This is a genomic window from Methanosarcina mazei S-6 (assembly GCF_000970205.1).
Taxonomy (GTDB): Archaea; Halobacteriota; Methanosarcinia; order Methanosarcinales; family Methanosarcinaceae; genus Methanosarcina; species Methanosarcina mazei.
The window spans coordinates 1,790,750-1,807,148 of record NZ_CP009512.1 but is presented as its reverse complement, the minus strand read 5'-3'; the positions used below and the strand labels follow the sequence as shown (position 1 = coordinate 1,807,148).

16 protein-coding genes and 1 pseudogene are annotated in these 16,399 nt (G+C 38.8%); 9 read left to right on the top strand and 8 right to left on the bottom strand.

Annotated elements, in window-relative coordinates; all coding sequences use genetic code 11:
* Positions 1-105: 105 nt before the first annotated feature.
* Positions 106-954 carry an EFR1 family ferrodoxin gene (locus MSMAS_RS07820; RefSeq protein ID WP_048046416.1) on the bottom strand — a complete coding sequence of 283 codons (849 nt, stop codon included), beginning with the start codon at positions 952-954 and terminating at the stop codon, positions 106-108.
* 796 nt (positions 955-1,750) lie between these two features.
* Here MSMAS_RS07820 and MSMAS_RS07810 point away from each other — a divergent pair.
* Entirely contained in the window at positions 1,751-2,140 is a 390-nt protein-coding gene (locus tag MSMAS_RS07810) for a hypothetical protein (protein WP_226987644.1), read from the top strand.
* Positions 2,141-2,253: 113 nt separating this feature from the next.
* Here the strand turns inward: MSMAS_RS07810 and tnpA are convergent.
* The 5 genes and pseudogenes from tnpA to MSMAS_RS07790 all read right to left on the bottom strand — a co-directional run bounded on the left by tnpA (position 2,254) and on the right by MSMAS_RS07790 (position 7,115).
* A pseudogene (gene tnpA / locus MSMAS_RS18185) lies at positions 2,254-2,717 on the bottom strand (IS200/IS605-like element ISMma21 family transposase).
* Between the two features lie 461 nt (positions 2,718-3,178).
* Positions 3,179-4,033, bottom strand: a complete 855-nt coding sequence (locus MSMAS_RS07805; RefSeq protein ID WP_230633359.1) for a helix-turn-helix transcriptional regulator — start codon at positions 4,031-4,033, stop codon at positions 3,179-3,181.
* A gap of 925 nt (positions 4,034-4,958) precedes the next feature.
* On the bottom strand, positions 4,959-5,285 hold the full coding sequence (locus MSMAS_RS07800; RefSeq protein ID WP_011035112.1) for a hypothetical protein: 327 nt from the start codon (positions 5,283-5,285) through the stop codon (positions 4,959-4,961).
* A gap of 258 nt (positions 5,286-5,543) precedes the next feature.
* On the bottom strand, positions 5,544-5,906 hold the full coding sequence (locus MSMAS_RS07795; RefSeq protein ID WP_011035113.1) for a VOC family protein: 363 nt from the start codon (positions 5,904-5,906) through the stop codon (positions 5,544-5,546).
* Between the two features lie 300 nt (positions 5,907-6,206).
* A complete protein-coding gene (locus tag MSMAS_RS07790) occupies positions 6,207-7,115 on the bottom strand; it encodes a glycosyltransferase (protein ID WP_011035114.1) in 909 nt (302 codons plus the stop codon).
* 204 nt (positions 7,116-7,319) lie between these two features.
* Here MSMAS_RS07790 and MSMAS_RS07785 point away from each other — a divergent pair, with 204 nt between their 5' ends.
* Both MSMAS_RS07785 and MSMAS_RS07780 read left to right on the top strand, forming a co-directional pair.
* A complete protein-coding gene (locus MSMAS_RS07785) occupies positions 7,320-8,765 on the top strand; it encodes a flippase (protein WP_011035115.1) in 1,446 nt (481 codons plus the stop codon).
* 124 nt (positions 8,766-8,889) lie between these two features.
* A complete protein-coding gene (locus MSMAS_RS07780; RefSeq protein WP_048046412.1) occupies positions 8,890-10,110 on the top strand; it encodes an ATP-grasp domain-containing protein in 1,221 nt (406 codons plus the stop codon).
* Positions 10,111-10,247: 137 nt separating this feature from the next.
* On the opposite strand, the gene MSMAS_RS07775 is transcribed toward MSMAS_RS07780, so the two are convergent.
* Positions 10,248-10,610, bottom strand: coding sequence for a SpoIIAA family protein (locus MSMAS_RS07775; protein WP_011035117.1), 363 nt, complete (start codon positions 10,608-10,610; stop codon positions 10,248-10,250).
* Positions 10,611-10,858: 248 nt separating this feature from the next.
* Between MSMAS_RS07775 and MSMAS_RS07765 the strand changes: the two genes are divergently transcribed.
* The 5 genes from MSMAS_RS07765 to MSMAS_RS19480 all read left to right on the top strand — a co-directional run bounded on the left by MSMAS_RS07765 (position 10,859) and on the right by MSMAS_RS19480 (position 14,378).
* Complete coding sequence (locus MSMAS_RS07765; protein WP_080942067.1) at positions 10,859-11,845, top strand: ATP-binding cassette domain-containing protein; 987 nt, start codon at positions 10,859-10,861, stop codon at positions 11,843-11,845.
* A gap of 2 nt (positions 11,846-11,847) precedes the next feature.
* A complete protein-coding gene (locus MSMAS_RS07760) occupies positions 11,848-12,684 on the top strand; it encodes an ABC transporter permease (RefSeq protein ID WP_011035119.1) in 837 nt (278 codons plus the stop codon).
* 175 nt (positions 12,685-12,859) lie between these two features.
* Positions 12,860-13,570 carry an SDR family NAD(P)-dependent oxidoreductase gene (locus tag MSMAS_RS07755; protein ID WP_011035120.1) on the top strand — a complete coding sequence of 237 codons (711 nt, stop codon included), beginning with the start codon at positions 12,860-12,862 and terminating at the stop codon, positions 13,568-13,570.
* A 134-nt stretch (positions 13,571-13,704) separates the two neighbouring features.
* Positions 13,705-14,172: a phosphoribosyltransferase gene (locus MSMAS_RS07750; RefSeq protein WP_011035121.1), complete on the top strand. Its 468-nt coding sequence runs from the start codon at positions 13,705-13,707 to the stop codon at positions 14,170-14,172.
* A complete protein-coding gene (locus MSMAS_RS19480) occupies positions 14,154-14,378 on the top strand; it encodes a hypothetical protein (protein ID WP_011035122.1) in 225 nt (74 codons plus the stop codon). The genes MSMAS_RS07750 and MSMAS_RS19480 overlap by 19 nt, the downstream gene beginning before the upstream one ends.
* A gap of 34 nt (positions 14,379-14,412) precedes the next feature.
* On the opposite strand, the gene MSMAS_RS18180 is transcribed toward MSMAS_RS19480, so the two are convergent.
* A protein-coding gene (locus tag MSMAS_RS18180; protein WP_076611411.1) for an IS630-like element ISMma9 family transposase occupies positions 14,413-15,544 on the bottom strand; the annotation gives its coding sequence in 2 pieces (ribosomal slippage) (positions 14,413-15,112 and positions 15,111-15,544; 1,134 coding nt in all).
* 692 nt (positions 15,545-16,236) lie between these two features.
* Here MSMAS_RS18180 and MSMAS_RS18760 point away from each other — a divergent pair.
* The gene (locus MSMAS_RS18760) at positions 16,237-16,392 is read left to right on the top strand and encodes a hypothetical protein (RefSeq protein ID WP_155395355.1); all 156 of its coding nucleotides are present in this window, start codon (positions 16,237-16,239) and stop codon (positions 16,390-16,392) included.
* The last annotated feature ends 7 nt before the right edge of the window (positions 16,393-16,399 follow it).

The following is a 16,399-nucleotide window of genomic DNA, read 5'->3' as shown; positions in this document are numbered from 1 at the left end:
AAAGAAAAATCCAGTTAAAACGCACACCGCCCGGAAGTTATCCGGAAAAGTAAGATGCTTCTTAAAGCCGGCATCTTACTTAATTTTCTTTTTTAAGTGACAACATCAAGCCATTTCGCCCTGTTTATACGAGTTACTTTTTTGTGCTGCAATATCATCTGCCGTTGCATATGGGTGACAGTACCTTTCATTTTCTTCGGTATACGATTTCAGGTAGATTCTGGATTTGATTTGAATGGAGTGTACAGGGCAATAATTAAGACAGGCATAGCAGATGTAACAATTGATGCCTCTCTGCCATACAGGTTTTTTATCAATTATTTTTATTTTTCCGGATAAGCAAACCTTTTCACATATGCCGCAGCCCGTACATTTTGAATCTGAATAAAAATAATCTTCTGTGCCCCTGTGTTCAGAATAAGCCAGTCCTAAACGAAGAGAGTGTTCCAGTAAGTAACCGGCAGGAGTGAGCTCAGAGTATTCTTCCCGGCTGTTTTCTTTATTCACGATTATTTTCCGGATTGAATTCAGTCTGATCCGGACCCCGGATTCAAGATTTTCAATCATCTCTTTTGTTACCGGGTGCCAGTCTTTATCTCTCGGATCATTACAGGCCATGTTTATAGAAAAACATGAGTTCAGAATTTTGCCCTGTTTTTTCAGAATATTATCTATCTCAACAAAAGCTACGTGCTGAGTTCCCGCCCTTGTAGCTACTGCAAATATATAGCTGGCTGATTTTAGATTCAGTTTCTTAAGGAACTTCTTTACAGGAATGGGGATTGTCATTCTATGGATAGGGAAGACGAAACCTACTGTTTCTGCGTTTGTTTCTATAATGTCTTTCTCCAGAAGGCTTACAACAGGGATCAGATCTGTTTCTGGAACTCTATTTTGTAATTCCTTTGCTACATATAGAGAATTGCCGGTTCCAGAAAAATAATAAATTTCCATTTCTCTTCCATTTCTCCTTTATCTACTATATTTGCCTGTTCTTGCCAGCAATGAATAATTATTGAATAGGCGAAAATAGCGCTTATTTTTTAAAATATGATATTTTAAAAGCCTTTATATGTATTCTGCTGTCTGATGGCAAACTTATCTGAAATTAAAAGTTTAGAAATATTTATTTCTCCACATATCTTCTTTTAATCACTTTTCACTTTAAAGTAAATTTAAGTTTATCTCTTTTTTTAATAAGGAAATTTCTTTGCCAGTAACTTACAGAAATGCCTGGTAAATAAACAACTGACGCAAACTATTGATAAAATTAAATTACCAATATTTAATAAAAGAGGTGCCTTTTTTCTCCGGGACGAAATGAAATGGAACTTTTATTCCCGATTTTTTCAAGAATCCATTTACAAAATATGATGTTTAAGGTATTTTAACAACTTTATACGGATCAAATAGAATTATTAATCGATTTAAAAACTTAAAAAATCTTATTTTTTCTTTCAGATTCTTAATAACATTTATTTTCTTAATTAAACCAGTATAAGTTGTTTTCAGATATAAGTATATTTATATTTAATCTGGGGAATTTTAGAATTGTCAAGCCGCAAGATGGCGGCAAGACGGTTTGAATATAAATTGATTTCAGCAACCGGCAGATAGCCGGAAAGACATTTTGGGGCAAAACAGAACAAATCGGTGTTTTCGGAAAAGTCAGGAATGTCTGGAAAAATCATCGATTTTCCATATCTAACATCAATAAAAGATCAAAATAAAATAAAGGAGTGGATGGTAGTTGAAAATAAAGAAAATACTGAGCGTATTTATAGCAGTCTGTTTTTTACTGTCAGTGACAGCTGCATCGGCAAGTGCGGGATATGATGAAAAGTACAAGAAGGACGATAAGAGGGACAATAAGTTTGATAAGTTCAATAAGAAGGACCCTAAGAAAGACGATAGGTTCAAAAAAGTAGACAGTGCCAAGAAGAAGAAACTTGATAAAGAAAAGAACAACTGGAACAAACAAAAGGGTAAATTCGACAAAGAGAGGAAGCACTGGAATACGAAGAAACACACCCAGGCATACAAAAAATGGTACATACTCTATATGAAATGGTTTAATGCTTACATGAAATGGCTCTTCATGTATAACAGCTGGTTCGGCGGCTGCTATAAGGTGTGCTAATTATATAAAGGCAGAAGTTAATTAAATCTAGTATAAAAAATCAAATTGCGGGCGGCCACCCCACCCTAAAGGATGGGGTATGCTTCGGGCCGCCCGCCCGGTTGTTCTGGTAGTTAGAAATCATCAAGTTTTCTTTGCTCGGATCTCATGAATCTATACAATTGAGACTCTTCACTCGGTTTTCCTTGCGATTCTTTAATGTAATGCTTAATTGTATCAGCAGTTACGTTTCCAACGGATCGATAGAACTTTCCATTTGACCATAGACTTCCACCCCAATACTGTTTTTAAGATCAGGATGGAGCTTGAACAGTCTGTAAGAACTGCCTCCTTTCAAATATTGAATTACCTCTGACAGAGAATTACTTGGATGGAATTCCAGAAACAAGTGAACATGATTGTTTACTACTTCCATTGCATGTATTTTGTAGCCATTTTTAGTGCAAATGTTACTGAAAATTAACTCGCAATCTTTTTTAATTCGCTTATTGTAGAATATACTGTATCGATACTTAGGCACCAACACGATGTGGTAGGTAATCTGACCATAGCCATGGCTAAAACTGTGTAATTCCAACTGATATCACATCCTAGCCATAGATGGATGGCACCATCGGTGGCTATGGTGCCAAAAACAAGCTTATTTTACAAAAAAAGCAAGGATTAAGATATTTAAAGTGAAAAACGAAGAGGCGAGGGTTCACTTCATCCCCACCCTAAAGGATGGGGTATTCGTGACCCTCTGCGCTCCCTTAGTAATAAAGATTTAATTCATTATCATATACCCCTCTGGAGTAAAGAAACTATGGCTTCTTTACTGTGGAGGAGTAAAGGGGTTACGATTCCATTCTCTGTAAGGAGTAAAGTAACCCCTTAGTTGCTTTTATTCTCAAACACAGAGGCCTTAAATACAGAGGCTGGAATAAATTTCAGAAATAATCCTGAAAATTCCAAACTATTTCCTGGATACCCGGAGTTTCAGGGCTCTTTTTCTATAAAAATTACAAATCAGAACTCTTTCTCTATTAAAATCACAATTCAGGGATCTTCTTCTATTAAAACCACAATATTCTCTCGCCCATTCTTAAACTTCTTAATCAATCCTCTTTTTTCAAGTTCTGACAGGAGAAGGCTGACTTTTACCTCTGAATACTTCAATCTGCCCCGCAGGTCTTTCTGAGTAATCCTTCCCTTATTGCCTCTAATTATATTCAGGACATCATTCAGTTCCGGAGTGAGCGGCTCTTTTTTAAGAGCATTGGTCTCAATTACAGAGTTTTCTCCGGATTCTATTACCGGCTCTATCATGGACGCTTCTCCAACCGGGTTAAAGCCAGAATAAGTGGGCCTGGTGAGAGCCTTTACCAGGAGCCCGGAGATGTTAATTTTTCCCTGCTGAGACCTTTTTTCATTTCTTTTTCTATACTTTTTAGTTATTTCATAAACTCCCCCGAGAAGAAAAAGTACAATAGCTACTACAATAGCTACTGGCAGGAAAAGTGCAATAGCTACTGGCAGATAACTTATAATTGACAAGATGTTTTTTGTTTGCCCGCTGGCAACCGCACCATTTGAATTCATTTTAGCCGCGACTGTTTCAGTTGCCCTCTTATCTGAAACCGGATAAAGAAGGAGATCAAGAACGTAAGTTCCTTCATCTTCAATCTCGATGGTTGTTTCTTTCGAATAAATCAGACTATTGTTCTCGTAATAACTGGCTTTTATAGTATAGTCCCCAGGCGTTAATTCAAAAGAATAAGCGCCGTCTTTTGCTACTATTGATTGAGGTGGATTGGAGTTTACATCAATTACAGTATCATTTACAGGCTCAAGGGTATCCCACGCATATGTCACTCCATGGACTGTTGCAATTGTGGTGTTTTTGTCTTCCATGAAGGGCACCCCAGAAGCGAGCCCGGATAACCCTAAAACAAGTAAAACACCAATGCAAATGATGTAAACCCTCAGATTCATTTCCCCCTGAATTCAATATGTAAATTGGGTCTAGGGGATTATGTGCTAAAACTGCGAGTATGAAATTTCTTTGCATCAATTCAAATACAGGGCACTGTCGGATTCAAAATTACCTGCATTCAAAATACATGTTTTAACATCCTTTTTTTGAACCTGCTGTTTTTTTGCGTAATACGGCTTGTCCCCTCTCCCTCATTCAATAACTTAACCCTGGTGTTGTTATTACTGTCACGTTTAAATTGTCTCTTTTAGCACGGGCTATTTCAGATTCAATATTATATTGATTCTCAATTAGAAATAATCATAAGTTTCTGTTATGATAAGGTGTCTAACTGATGTCGATTATAAATAATGTTTATGTCGGGATAAGTTTGATAAACTTAACCCAAGTTCACTGATATTCTTGCGCATGCCTGCAGCTCTTTAATTTTATAGCCTTCTCCAATCCCCATTCGATATTTACTGTATTCTATTGAGTTTATGAATTCATTTCGTTCATATTATTTATATTTATATGAAACATATTATGATCTGAATTTATAACATCGTAAAAATACAATCCAAAAAACCTGATACGAATTACGAATTAATGCAGGTTATATATTACCAAAAATTTTAATATAACTTAATTATAGAAACTTTTCTTTATTAGATTCTGTTAAGGATAGAGCGGATAAAATTCTTTGAGTATTCTATGCTCTAAACAAAAAAAGAGGGAATAAAATAGCATCCTGATAAGTGAAGTATCAGTGCTTAAAAAGGACGCATATTTTTATGTTTGAAAATTCAGGTTTTCGAAAATTTTCTTCCTTATTTCAAACATAACCTTATTTCAAACACAATCTTATTTCAAACATAAATATCTATTTCCATTATAGCCGTCTATGTATCCTTTTTCGTAGCCTTTTCTGTAACTATTTTTATAGGATTTTTTCCAGCTATCCTTAAGGACAGGCGCGGGAATTTTCAGGAGGTTTTCCATGCTGCCATATTGTTTACAATCTTTGTCGCTCTGTTTTTTGCCATCTTTATATCCCTTATTATAACCGTCTTTATAGCCTTTGTTATTAGAAGCTGCGGTTGCTGGCGCAGCTATCACTGACAGAGCGAAACACAGTACCAGCAAAATAGCAAGAGTCTTTTTTATTTTAGTGAATTTCTTATTTTCCATAAACCCTACTCCCGGTTCAATTCAATGAAATGGCAATTCCATTCTATTAAATGGAATTGCTCATAGATAGGGGATCTATTAATTGCTGATTTAAATATTGATTGGATTAAATATAAATATACTTATCATAAAAAAACGTTTAAAATAGGTTAATTAAAAAAATAAGTATTTCTAAACTTTTAATTTACTGTAGGAGCCTGAATAATGGATATTATGCCTGCAAGTCCACCAATGATTATTCAGTGAATTACGGGTTTTTCACTCTATTTTTGAATGCTCCACATATTCTATCACCGACCCGTCTGAATGTCTTACCGTCATGTTCCTGCCTGTCGGAACTTTTGAAGGTCCCCGGATGATTTCTGCTCCATTTTCTTCAAGAAAAGTTTTGAACTTATCGAGAGAATCAACAAGAAACGTAGCCTGTGTGTTTCTGAATGGTTTCAGAGCCTCTTCAGAGCCAGCTATAAGCAAAATAGTACTTATCTGAGCCAGTTCCACGCCTGTTTGCGGGATTTCAAAACGCATAGCCACAGGAGTTTCGAGGAGTTCCTCGTAGAATTCGAGAGCGGGATTAAGGTCGGCTACATAGAGGCGGGAGAGGATTTGAAGTATTTTCATATTACTAACACTTTCAATGTCGTGTAAAAATTTTTTGTAACGTATTTGAAGGCAGTGTGCCAATTTTTCTGTAAAATTACAAATTTAAGAAGTTTTTGAGTCAAAAATTCGAGGTCGGTAAATTAGTTCCGCATACAGTCTCCAAAAAATTAACCTGGAATTTACAACAAATTCGCGACACTGCCATATTATTTGAACAAAATATTATTTGAACAAAATATTATTTGAACAAAATATTATTTGAACAAAATATTATTTGAACAAAATATTATTTGAACAAAATACAATTAGATAGAAATCTTATTTAAGTTGAGCTGTTTCAGCTGCGGAAACCAGGGATTTCATTCTCCTGTGTACCAGTTTTTTGTATTCGATTAACCTGTAACTCCAGTAATACTCCCGAATTTCGATATCTTTTATTCGTTCTTCTTTTTTAATTACTGGCTTTATATATCCGAGTAAAAAGGCCACTCCTGTGTAATGCGGTCTCTTTAAAGTGTAATTCAATACATTTAGCAGTATTAATACCGGATTTTTATTTAAATAATAAGCCATGTATCCGTTGTACCTGTATCCTTTCCACAAGCCTTCGGCACTGCTTGTTAATCTTTTTTCTACCATCTGGATTTCGTTAAACCTCTGGATTTGCCAGCCTCTGAGTATGGCTTTCACATTTGAGATCGAATCCGCAGAGGGTTCTAAGGAAAAGCCATCAGTATCGAAAAAACATTCTTTTGACCATACTCTTCCTGTACCTGAAGGGAAGTTTTCAGCCTGCCCGGAAAGCTTTAATTTTCCATCAATTTCATGGTATAATCCCCCGCTCGCAATTCCCAGTTTTTTATTGGCTTCAAATTCTCTTATTACTTTTTCAAAATATTCTTCTTCAAGTATGGTATCCGAGTCTATTGAAGCGATAAAATTATAGTCAATATTGTTCCTCTCGCAATAACTCAATGCGAAATCAAACCCGGTTTTATACACATAAGATACGTGAAAAATTATGTCTCTGGTATGGGGAGGCAAACGTATGGTTTTTATCCAGAAATACCTGGACACAAGACTGTGTATTATTTTTGGAGAGCTGTCTGTACTTCCGTCATCAATAATTAACCAGAGGACAGGCTTTACAGTCTGATTTATTACGGATGCAGCTACGTCTTGAAGAAGCTTGTCCTCATCTTTTACAGGTGTTATCAAAACATACACAGGTATTCATTCCCCCTCAATAACTAAATAAAGTTAGAGGGATATATAGTTACTGTGTTAACAAATATATCTCTTCTTAAACTTATTTTTACAGGGAGTACTGGAAGCATTACAATTATTTTATGTTAAATTTAATAATCGCCTCCGGAATGAATCAGCAATAAAGTTATATCCTTCTACCCCCTAGTCCTTATAGATATTTTTATGCAGACAGTTAAATACCTTGCACGAAATAGCGGGTTTTTGTTTCTTAACGGCATTGCAACAAATATTCTAAGTTTCTTCGCGATGTTATATATCGCCCGTCACCTTGGACCCGAAGACTATGGAATATTTTCTTTCGCTTTTGCTTTTATCTATTTCTTCAGTTTTATCCCTGATATGGGAGTTCATCAGATACTTGTAAGAGAGGCTGCAAAAGAACCTGGAAAAGCTGGAAAACTTATAGGCAACGGGACTATAATAAAATTTTTTCTTTCATTCGTTGCCATAATTTTAGCCTTTATTCTGATAAACCTCATAGGATTTCCTTCCTCAACAAAAAATGCCCTTTATATAGCATCTCTGGGCCTCCTGATAAGTGGGACAGGAGCTTACGGAATCATATATGAAGCAAAACTGAGAATGGAATACTCTCTGTTATTTAACCTTGTAAGCCGGGTCTGTCTTCTGTTATTTGTTTTCCTTGCAGTTGCTATAAACTCAACGCTCAATACCTTTATTTTTGCCTCTGTTTCAGCCACTTTCGTGCACAACTTGTTAATGGTATTATTTTCAAAGAAATTAGTTAAAGTATCATTTAATCCTGATATCACTTTAATAAAACAGTTATTGAGGGAAGCTATTCCAATAGCAATTGCTTCGGTCTTTACAGTGGTATATTTCAAGATCGATGTACTCATGCTCTCGTTTTTGCGCGGGGATGCTGAAGTAGGCTTTTATTCCGCTGCCTACCGCCTTACGGATGCTCTTGTCTTCCTCCCATCCGCTTTTACAACCTCCACCTTTCCTTTAATGTCCAGATACTTTAAGGAATCTTTTAACTCATTCAGTTTCGCATATGCCAGGACATTCAAGTATCTTTTTGCTTCAGGTTTGCTAATTGCAGTTCTGGTAACCTTTGCTTCGGAAAAGATTATCCTGATCTTTTACGGCCCGGAGTATCAGAACTCAGTAATTGCTTTGCAGATCCTTATCTGGGCAACAGCCATCACATTCATAAGTGTACTTATCAGTTCTACCTGTGTTTCAAGCGGAAACCAGCAAATAATCTCAAAAACAGCTATTTTAGCCGCTCTCCTGAACGTATCCCTGAACCTTATCCTGATCCCTTCAACAGGTTACATCGGCGCTGCTGTCGCCACGGTACTTTCAGTACTGGGGTCAATGGTGTTTGGTCTGATCTGGGTCCATAAGAACCTTTTACATGAAAACCCGCTCAAAGGAACAATTTCTCCCATCATAGGCGCAGGCGTAGTTTCTTTATTCATTATCCTTCTGGAACCGTATGCCGACATCATGTTTCTCAGTGCTGTTTCAGTCCCTCTTTTTGCTGCAGTCCTTTATACCACGGGCTGGATAGACTCCGATGATAAAACTATTTTTTTAAAACTTTTTCCTGCATCACGCCTTAACTCTAAAAAATTTTAATTTTAGTGCATTAGATCACAAAATCAACCCCAAAACTAATATTATCAGCCTGTCTTAATTACTCATCTCCCGTGTTATCCGGCTTTATACCCCACGCCGAAAAATATTAAGAAAGGTTAGAAAAATGTTGATCCTCGACTACCCTTATGTCTCTGAATTTTTAAAAAACACTGCTGCAGAGCTCCAGATCCCCGTTTTAAAAAATGAAATGGCAACCGGAATTGATACAGAAAAAAAGCTCAGGCTTCTTGAAGAAGCTGAGTTTATCGAATTCATAAAAGGAAAAGGCGAATATGCTATTTATTCCAGTTCCGAAAACTCCATTGGCTGGATCTCGGAAAATCTCGGGTTTACCGGGCTGCCTGAGAAAATACAGCTTTTCAAAAACAAAATCAAATTTAGAGAGCTGCTGGAAAGGATATATCCCGACTTTTATTTCCAGGGCATTGAGTTTGACAAGCTGGACGAAATCCAGACTGAGGAAATAAAAAAGCCCTTCATAATAAAGCCGGCGACAGGTTTTTTCAGTCTGGGAGTTTACAAAGTTTCAACTGATGAAGAGTGGGACGCTGTCCTTGAGCGCATAAAAATCGAAGTCGAAGAAATCAGGGGCCGTTATCCTGTGCAGGTTCTCGATACTGGAAAATTCATTATCGAGGAAAACATCGAAGGAGAAGAATTTGCAGTTGATGCTTACTTTAACAGCAAAGAGAAACCAGTAATCCTCAATATATTAAAACACATCTTCTCTTCTGAAAATGATGTCAGCGACAGGGTATATTTTACCTCAAAATCGGTTATGGAAACTTACAGGGAAACCGTTGAAGACCTCTTAAAAGAAATAGGAAATCTTGCCAGGCTCAGGAGTTTTCCCCTTCACCTGGAATTCCGGATAGGGTCAGACAGGAGAATCCAGCCAATAGAAGTGAACCCTATGCGTTTCGCCGGCTGGTGCACAACTGATATTGCATATTTTGCTTACGGGATTAATACCTACAGGTACTTCCTGGAACAGCTTGAGCCAGACTGGGATAATATTCTCGAAGGCAGGGATGAAAGGAAATTCTGCCTTGTGATTTTGAATAAGACTCCGGACATTGATTCGAAATCCGTAAAAGCTTTTGACTATGAAAGACTGCTCTCCGACTTTGAGAAACCACTGGAGCTGAGGAAAGCTGATCATGAAAAATACGGGCTTTTTGGTTACCTGTTTACGGAAACAAAGGACAGCAGCTGGAAAGAGATCGAAAGGATTCTGAAATCGGATTTGAAGGAATATATCAGTTTCAAGGAGACAACACCCACGATTCTGACACCGGAAGGTCGGGAATTATTCAGACCATAATAATCAAAAAAGAAAAGAATGGGTATATCTTTCGCTTATGATAGCAGTGGCTCCGATTCAGTAGCATTCATTTTTAAGCCAGGGTAAGTCTGGCTCGACTGTGTCCACTTAATTGTTTAACAAAGGTTAATATGGGTTCACTCGCTGATCCAGGCTTTTGCTTCGGGAAATTCTTTATTCCTGTAGACTCTTACAGAGCCGGGAATAATAAATTCGAATATTTTCACGGCATTAATTATCCATTCCACATCTGAGATAACCGCAATTCTTTCAAAGTCTGTGATATGCCGAATTCCAATCGTGGCATCCTCAAACATAGCTTTATCGGTAAATCCCTCGAACCTCTCATTCAATTGATACAGGAGGCGAATCTTTCCATATTTCTTTACTTTCTCTTCTATAGCAGGGACAAGCACTTTTTCATAATCTTCTCCGGTTAGCACTCCACTTGCGGTAACTGCTACGACATTTTCAGGAAAACCAGGTATGAGCTCTATCATTTCACTTCCCCTCTTATTCTATTTATTTTAAAACAGTACAGAGCTAATAAATATTATTATTCTAAATGAATATAAATCTTGACGCGAAACAGGAAAGTTCACCTGTAATCAAAAAAATGAAAACTTATTTTTATTTTATCCTGATCGCACTTTGGGGAAATATGTAAAATGGATTCCGTGAGGCAAAAAATCTATTTATCACTGAAGGTCCAATCCTTTTAACGTAAAGGGGAAATGGGGTACCTGCTCTGGAAGACAATGTCATAGAAGTAAACAACCTGGAGTATTTTTTCGGCGAGATAAAAGCAGTCGATAATATCAGCTTTACTGTCAGGCGAGGAGAAATCTTCTCCTTTCTCGGGCCAAATGGAGCCGGGAAAAGTACTGTAATCAATATCCTTACCACCCTCCTGCCTGTTCAGAAAGGGAGTGCAAAGATTGCAGGGCATGATTTAAAGCATGAGCCTGAAAAGGTCAGGGAGTCCATAGGGATTGTTTTTCAGGAGCTCACACTTGACAGGGACATGACAGTAAAGGAGATTCTGGAATATCACGGAAGGCTCTATTCCATGTCAAAGGCTGAGAGGCAGGAAAGAATTGAAGAACTGGTCAGCCTGGTCGAGCTTGAAGGGAAGAAAGATACTCTCACCAGACACCTGAGCGGAGGGATGAAACGAAGGCTCGAGATCGCGAGGGGGCTTATGACGCGGCCGAAGGTGCTTTTCATGGATGAGCCTACAATAGGGCTTGACCCTCAGACCAGGATAAGGATCTGGGACTATTTAAGGGATATCAATCATCAGGGCACAACTATTTTTTTGACCACGCACTACATGGACGAAGCTGACCAGCTCAGTGACAGGATCAGCATCATAGACCACGGGAAGATAGTAATTACAGGCAGGTCCTGGGAGCTAAAAAACACACTTGGCCAGGACCTCATTTATTTGGAAACGAGTGACAACTGGGAAGCTGCAGAGCTGTTAAAGGACCTCGACAGTGTAAAAGGGATCAGGGAAAAAACGAAAGGGATAGTGGTTATGGTTAATGTTGACGGGACCTATCTGCTGCCCGAGGTAATGGACAGGCTTCGAAGCAGAGGGATCAAAATTAAGGCAGTGAACCTGAAAAAGCCTTCAATGGATGACGTTTTTGTCCATTATACGGGCAGAGAATTGAGAGACAGCGGTGCGGAAAAAGGAGCTGTCGTGGTACCCAGGAGCAGGGGGCGCTAAGGATGCATACCGGGTTCCTTACCATTTACTGGCGCGATATGCTCAGGTTTATCCGTTTCCGGGCTCTCCTGTTTTCATCTCTTATCCAGCCCGCACTCTGGCTTGCATTTTTCGGGATTGCAATGTCAAACAATTTTGAAAGGCTGACTGCAACAATGCCGGTAGTTCCGGGTGTAAAAACTGTCGGTTACCTGACTTTCATAGGGGCAGGCGTTATTGCGATGACTACTCTTTTTACAAGCCTGTTCGGGGGCACTGTCCTTCTTTTTGATAAAAACTGGGGGCTTATGCGTGAAACATTCTCAAGCCCGCTGCCAAGGATCCATGTTATCATTGGTATAGGCCTGTCCGGCATGACCAAGTCCTTTATTCAGGCAGCCGTAATAATGGTTTTCGGGCTTTTACTGGGGGTTGAATTTTTCGGGGGCTATGACCCGGTGCAGATCCTTTACTCTCTTGCTGGAATCATTGTTTTTGTAGGCACTTTTTCCCTGGGATTTCTTTTCCTTTCGGCTGCAATAGCTATAACCATGGAAAGCCCGGAAGGGATGCAGGCAGTAATTACCCTTCTTACCATGCCTTTCTTTTTCACAAGCAACGCCCTTTATCCTGTGGATTCGTTTCCCCCTGTGCTTCGGGCTCTGTCCACCATCAACCCTCTAACTCACCTTGTCAACGGGATCAGGTATTTTGCAATAGGAAGCGACTTTTCTGCAATCGGAATCCGCTATACTTACACTCAGGGAGAGATACTTGCGTCCTATATCGCCCTGCTGGCTTTTGCGGGGATAATGTTTATTATTGCGAGATGGAGGTTCAGCAAGGTCACAGTTACATAAGCCGGGACAGATGCTCCACATGTCCCACCCTCATCCCTGAAAGCGCGAGAATATAATACAGATATTTCAGTTCAGGCAACTCCCATCCTGGTTCCTGATCAGAAATTAATATCAGGAACAGTGTTTCCAAAAACATTATCCTTTATTCTGTTAAATATTAAGCAAAGCGATTTTTATGAAATTGATGGGGCAAACAGCCGTTGTAACCGGCGGGGGAAAAGGAATAGGAAGGGCGATATGCCTGGCACTCGCAAGAGAAGGAGCCGACATTGTAATTGCTGCAAGGACAGAAAAAGATATTCGTGAAACTGCCCGGATGGTGGAAAAGGAAGGCAGAAAGGCTCTTCCGGTGAGTACGGACATCAGAGTAGAAGAGGATGTTGAAAACATGATTTCAGAGGCTGTAGATGCTTTTGGAAGGATTGACATCCTGGTTAACAATGCAGGGGTAGCATACAGGAAGTATATGGTGGAAACATCAACAGAAGAATATGATAATATTATGGATACTAATTTAAAAGGCATGTTCTTCTGTACGAAATATGCCCTTCCATATTTGCTTAAAAGAGGAGAAGGCAGGATAATAAATATATCTTCAGGCGCAGGAAAACATGGAATACCAAAACTCTCCATATACAGTGCTTCAAAATTTGCAGTAATCGGTTTTACTGAGTCTATTGCTTATGAAATAGGAGGAGGAGTCAGGGTATATGCAGTCTGCCCTTCAAGCGTTGATACTGACATGTACCGCTCTCTGCATTCGGATAAGCCTGCCCTGAAACCCGAAGATGTTTCAAGGAAGGTTCTTGAACTCTGTTTGCCAAAAAACCCCCTCCCTTCAGGCTCTACGGTTGAGGTTTACAGGTCTCCTGTGAGAGTTGTTTAAGGTCTCCTGTGAGAGTTGTTTAATTATTACATTAATTATCTCAGCTTAATTCATATTTGTTTAATATTTTGCTTTACCGGATTCTGTTTTTTATGTTTAAAAAAATAAAGATTCTTTAAAATCAGGGTGAAATCATGTTCAAAAACCGTAAAGATGCAGGGGAGAAGCTGGCTCAAGCTCTTGAAAAATACAGGGAAGAACACCCTGTAGTTCTTGCCATTCCGCGCGGAGGAGTTGAAGTGGGACTTCAGGTTTCGAAAAGGCTGGGAACTGACTTTTGCCTTGTAATTGCAAGGAAACTGCCTTTTCCTGACAATCCTGAAGCCGGATTCGGAGCGGTTGCCGAGAACGGCAGCACGGTTATTATTGAAAATGCAGGTTACTGGCTCGCCGGAGAAACTGTTGAACGGATCAAAAAAGAACAGATCGCGGAAATAGAAAGACGCATAAATGCCCTGAGAGGGGGAAAGCCTCTACCTGATATTGCAGGAAGGACAGTCATCCTGGTTGATGACGGAATTGCTATGGGCTCCACCATGAGGGCAGCCATAGAACTCTGCAGGAATAAAAAGGCAAAAAAATTGTGGTTGCCGTACCAGTAGCTGGAAAAGAGATAGCAGATGTAATAGCAAAAGAAGCCGATGAGATCGTCGTGCTCGAGACTCCTGCCAGTTTCAGGGCTGTTGCTCAGGTTTACGAGAACTGGTATGACGTCTCGGACGAAGAGGTGCTTGACCTGCTGAGGGAAAGGATCAGGGAAAAAGAGATGAAGGAACACGATTTTGATCTATCAGAACCGGGCACCTGACAGGAAAAGAGTGAAGAATGAAGCTAGTGTCGCGTCAATCCTCAATAGTCGGATAAAGACGTGACAATTTTATCCTTGCATCATCTGTTGTAAATTGCCATTTAACCTTTGAATTTTTGTTGTTTCTGTAATTTTGCCATGCCAAAACTTCTTTTCTGACAAACTCGATGTTATCCATTCTCCTTTTTAAACATTGACCTGTAAGTACATTCAGTTCAATCTCTGCCATGTTCAACCAGCTTCCATGTTTTGGCGTGTAGACGAACTCAAATCTGTCCCATAGCGCCTTTGCTTTTGGTGGTGGAAATGTTTCGTAGAGAGATCCAGGTATGTGCGTGTTTAGATTGTCCATTACTAACGTAATTTTATCTGCATTTTCATGTTGAACTTCTATTTCTTCGAGAAAATAAGCCCAATCTCTCTTTGTTTTTCTTTCAGTGATCTTTACCATTCTTTTCCCTGTCAACGGTTCACAGGCAAGGAATATATTGCACATTCCATTTCGCTTGTATTCATAATCGTACTTTTCTGGCTTCCCTGTTGAGCAGGGGATAGGGATCCGGGTTTCTGCAATCAATTGTTTTGGGGATTCGTCCATACACACAACAGGATTTCGTGGATCAAATGGACGTTTATAAACGTCCAGAACCATTTCCATATTCGCAACAAAGCTACTGTTTTGTTCTGGAGGAATTACCCATTGTTTCCTTTGCCAGGGTTTGATTTCGTTTTTTTAAAGTACGGCGTACTGTTTCGTGAGAAATTTCCTCGAAATAACCAAGTTCTACAGCCTTATCGGCTAATAATCTTAACGACCATCTTGCAAAACCTTCAGGGGGTTGACTGCAACTAAGGGCGACTAAATGGGCTTCAAGATCACCATCAACTTTTTTATTATAAATGCGCTCGCTTTCTTTCCCGTTAAGGGCAACTTCAAGACCTTCTTCAACAAATCTCTTCTTAACACGGTCAATTTTTTTCATACTAATATTCAGGACACGTGAGATTTCTTCATTGGTTGAATGGCTAACATTCAATTCACTTTTATCGCAATTAAGCAAAATCAGAGCATTGAGAATTTGTTGAGAGTTATGTTTTCCCTTTGAAGCAAGTTCACAAAGAGATCTACGTTCATCTTCGGTAAGTGTCACAGTATATTTAATCATGAATGATACTTATGAAGATCATTCAATATAACGCTTAAGACTTTCCATCGGTGACACGACACTAGTGTCGCGTCAATCCTCAAAGATTAAAGAATTTGAGTAGCTATAACCGACTATATATGACATTTTACTGCTGACGCGACACTAGAAACACGGAATTCAGGTCCAGTTCTTATCCGGTCCGATTCTTATCAGGTCTGATGCTTTCAGGTTCAATTCATTTTAATATACAGTACATTTTTTTCTTAAGCCATGGATGGTTTTATCAGAAATTTGGGAATAAACTCATTAAGATAAAAAACTTGTGTTTTCTTGAAACCGGGAAATATTCTATCTGCAAAATACACCCTGCAAAATACACGTCCTGCAAAATACACGTCCTGCAAAATACACATCCCTGTTTAGCATGAAAACTGCTGGAAAAACATCAACCAGAAGCAGGTAAAGGACAGCTACAGATAAAGCCCGACTAAATATTACACTTCTCGCATTTCTTATAAAAATAAGACCTGATTATACTTCTTTTTGAAAAATCGATTTTTATAAATCGTGACCTGGCGATAACTTTGTAAATTGGGCGAACAGGGAACAAAGGAATTCTGTAAGGATCTCCGCATCCGGAAGAAGAAATAAGAATATATTAAAAATAGGCATATATAGATCTATAGATTATATAGAGCCGCCTGAAATATATGGAAAATATAAAATATAATGAAATGGTCTGGAATACCATAAGATTTATTGACTTAAGAAAAACACATTCAGACTCCATAAATCAAGCACAAGTGGATGATGTCCAAATTACCATGGCAGTTATAGCATTTTTGGAGTTAAAATCTCTGGAGTAAGGAAAAA

Coding starts and splice junctions, on each gene's coding strand:
- MSMAS_RS07820 (WP_048046416.1), bottom strand. CDS start 954: ATGGAAATTTATTATTTTTCTGGAACCGGCAATTCTCTATATGTAGCA.
- MSMAS_RS07805 (WP_230633359.1), bottom strand. CDS start 4,033: ATGGAAGACAAAAACACCACAATTGCAACAGTCCATGGAGTGACATAT.
- MSMAS_RS07800 (WP_011035112.1), bottom strand. CDS start 5,285: ATGGAAAATAAGAAATTCACTAAAATAAAAAAGACTCTTGCTATTTTG.
- MSMAS_RS07795 (WP_011035113.1), bottom strand. CDS start 5,906: ATGAAAATACTTCAAATCCTCTCCCGCCTCTATGTAGCCGACCTTAAT.
- MSMAS_RS07785 (WP_011035115.1), top strand. CDS start 7,320: ATGCAGACAGTTAAATACCTTGCACGAAATAGCGGGTTTTTGTTTCTT.
- MSMAS_RS07780 (WP_048046412.1), top strand. CDS start 8,890: ATGTTGATCCTCGACTACCCTTATGTCTCTGAATTTTTAAAAAACACT.
- MSMAS_RS07775 (WP_011035117.1), bottom strand. CDS start 10,610: ATGATAGAGCTCATACCTGGTTTTCCTGAAAATGTCGTAGCAGTTACC.
- MSMAS_RS07760 (WP_011035119.1), top strand. CDS start 11,848: ATGCATACCGGGTTCCTTACCATTTACTGGCGCGATATGCTCAGGTTT.
- MSMAS_RS07755 (WP_011035120.1), top strand. CDS start 12,860: ATGAAATTGATGGGGCAAACAGCCGTTGTAACCGGCGGGGGAAAAGGA.
- MSMAS_RS07750 (WP_011035121.1), top strand. CDS start 13,705: ATGTTCAAAAACCGTAAAGATGCAGGGGAGAAGCTGGCTCAAGCTCTT.
- MSMAS_RS18760 (WP_155395355.1), top strand. CDS start 16,237: ATGGAAAATATAAAATATAATGAAATGGTCTGGAATACCATAAGATTT.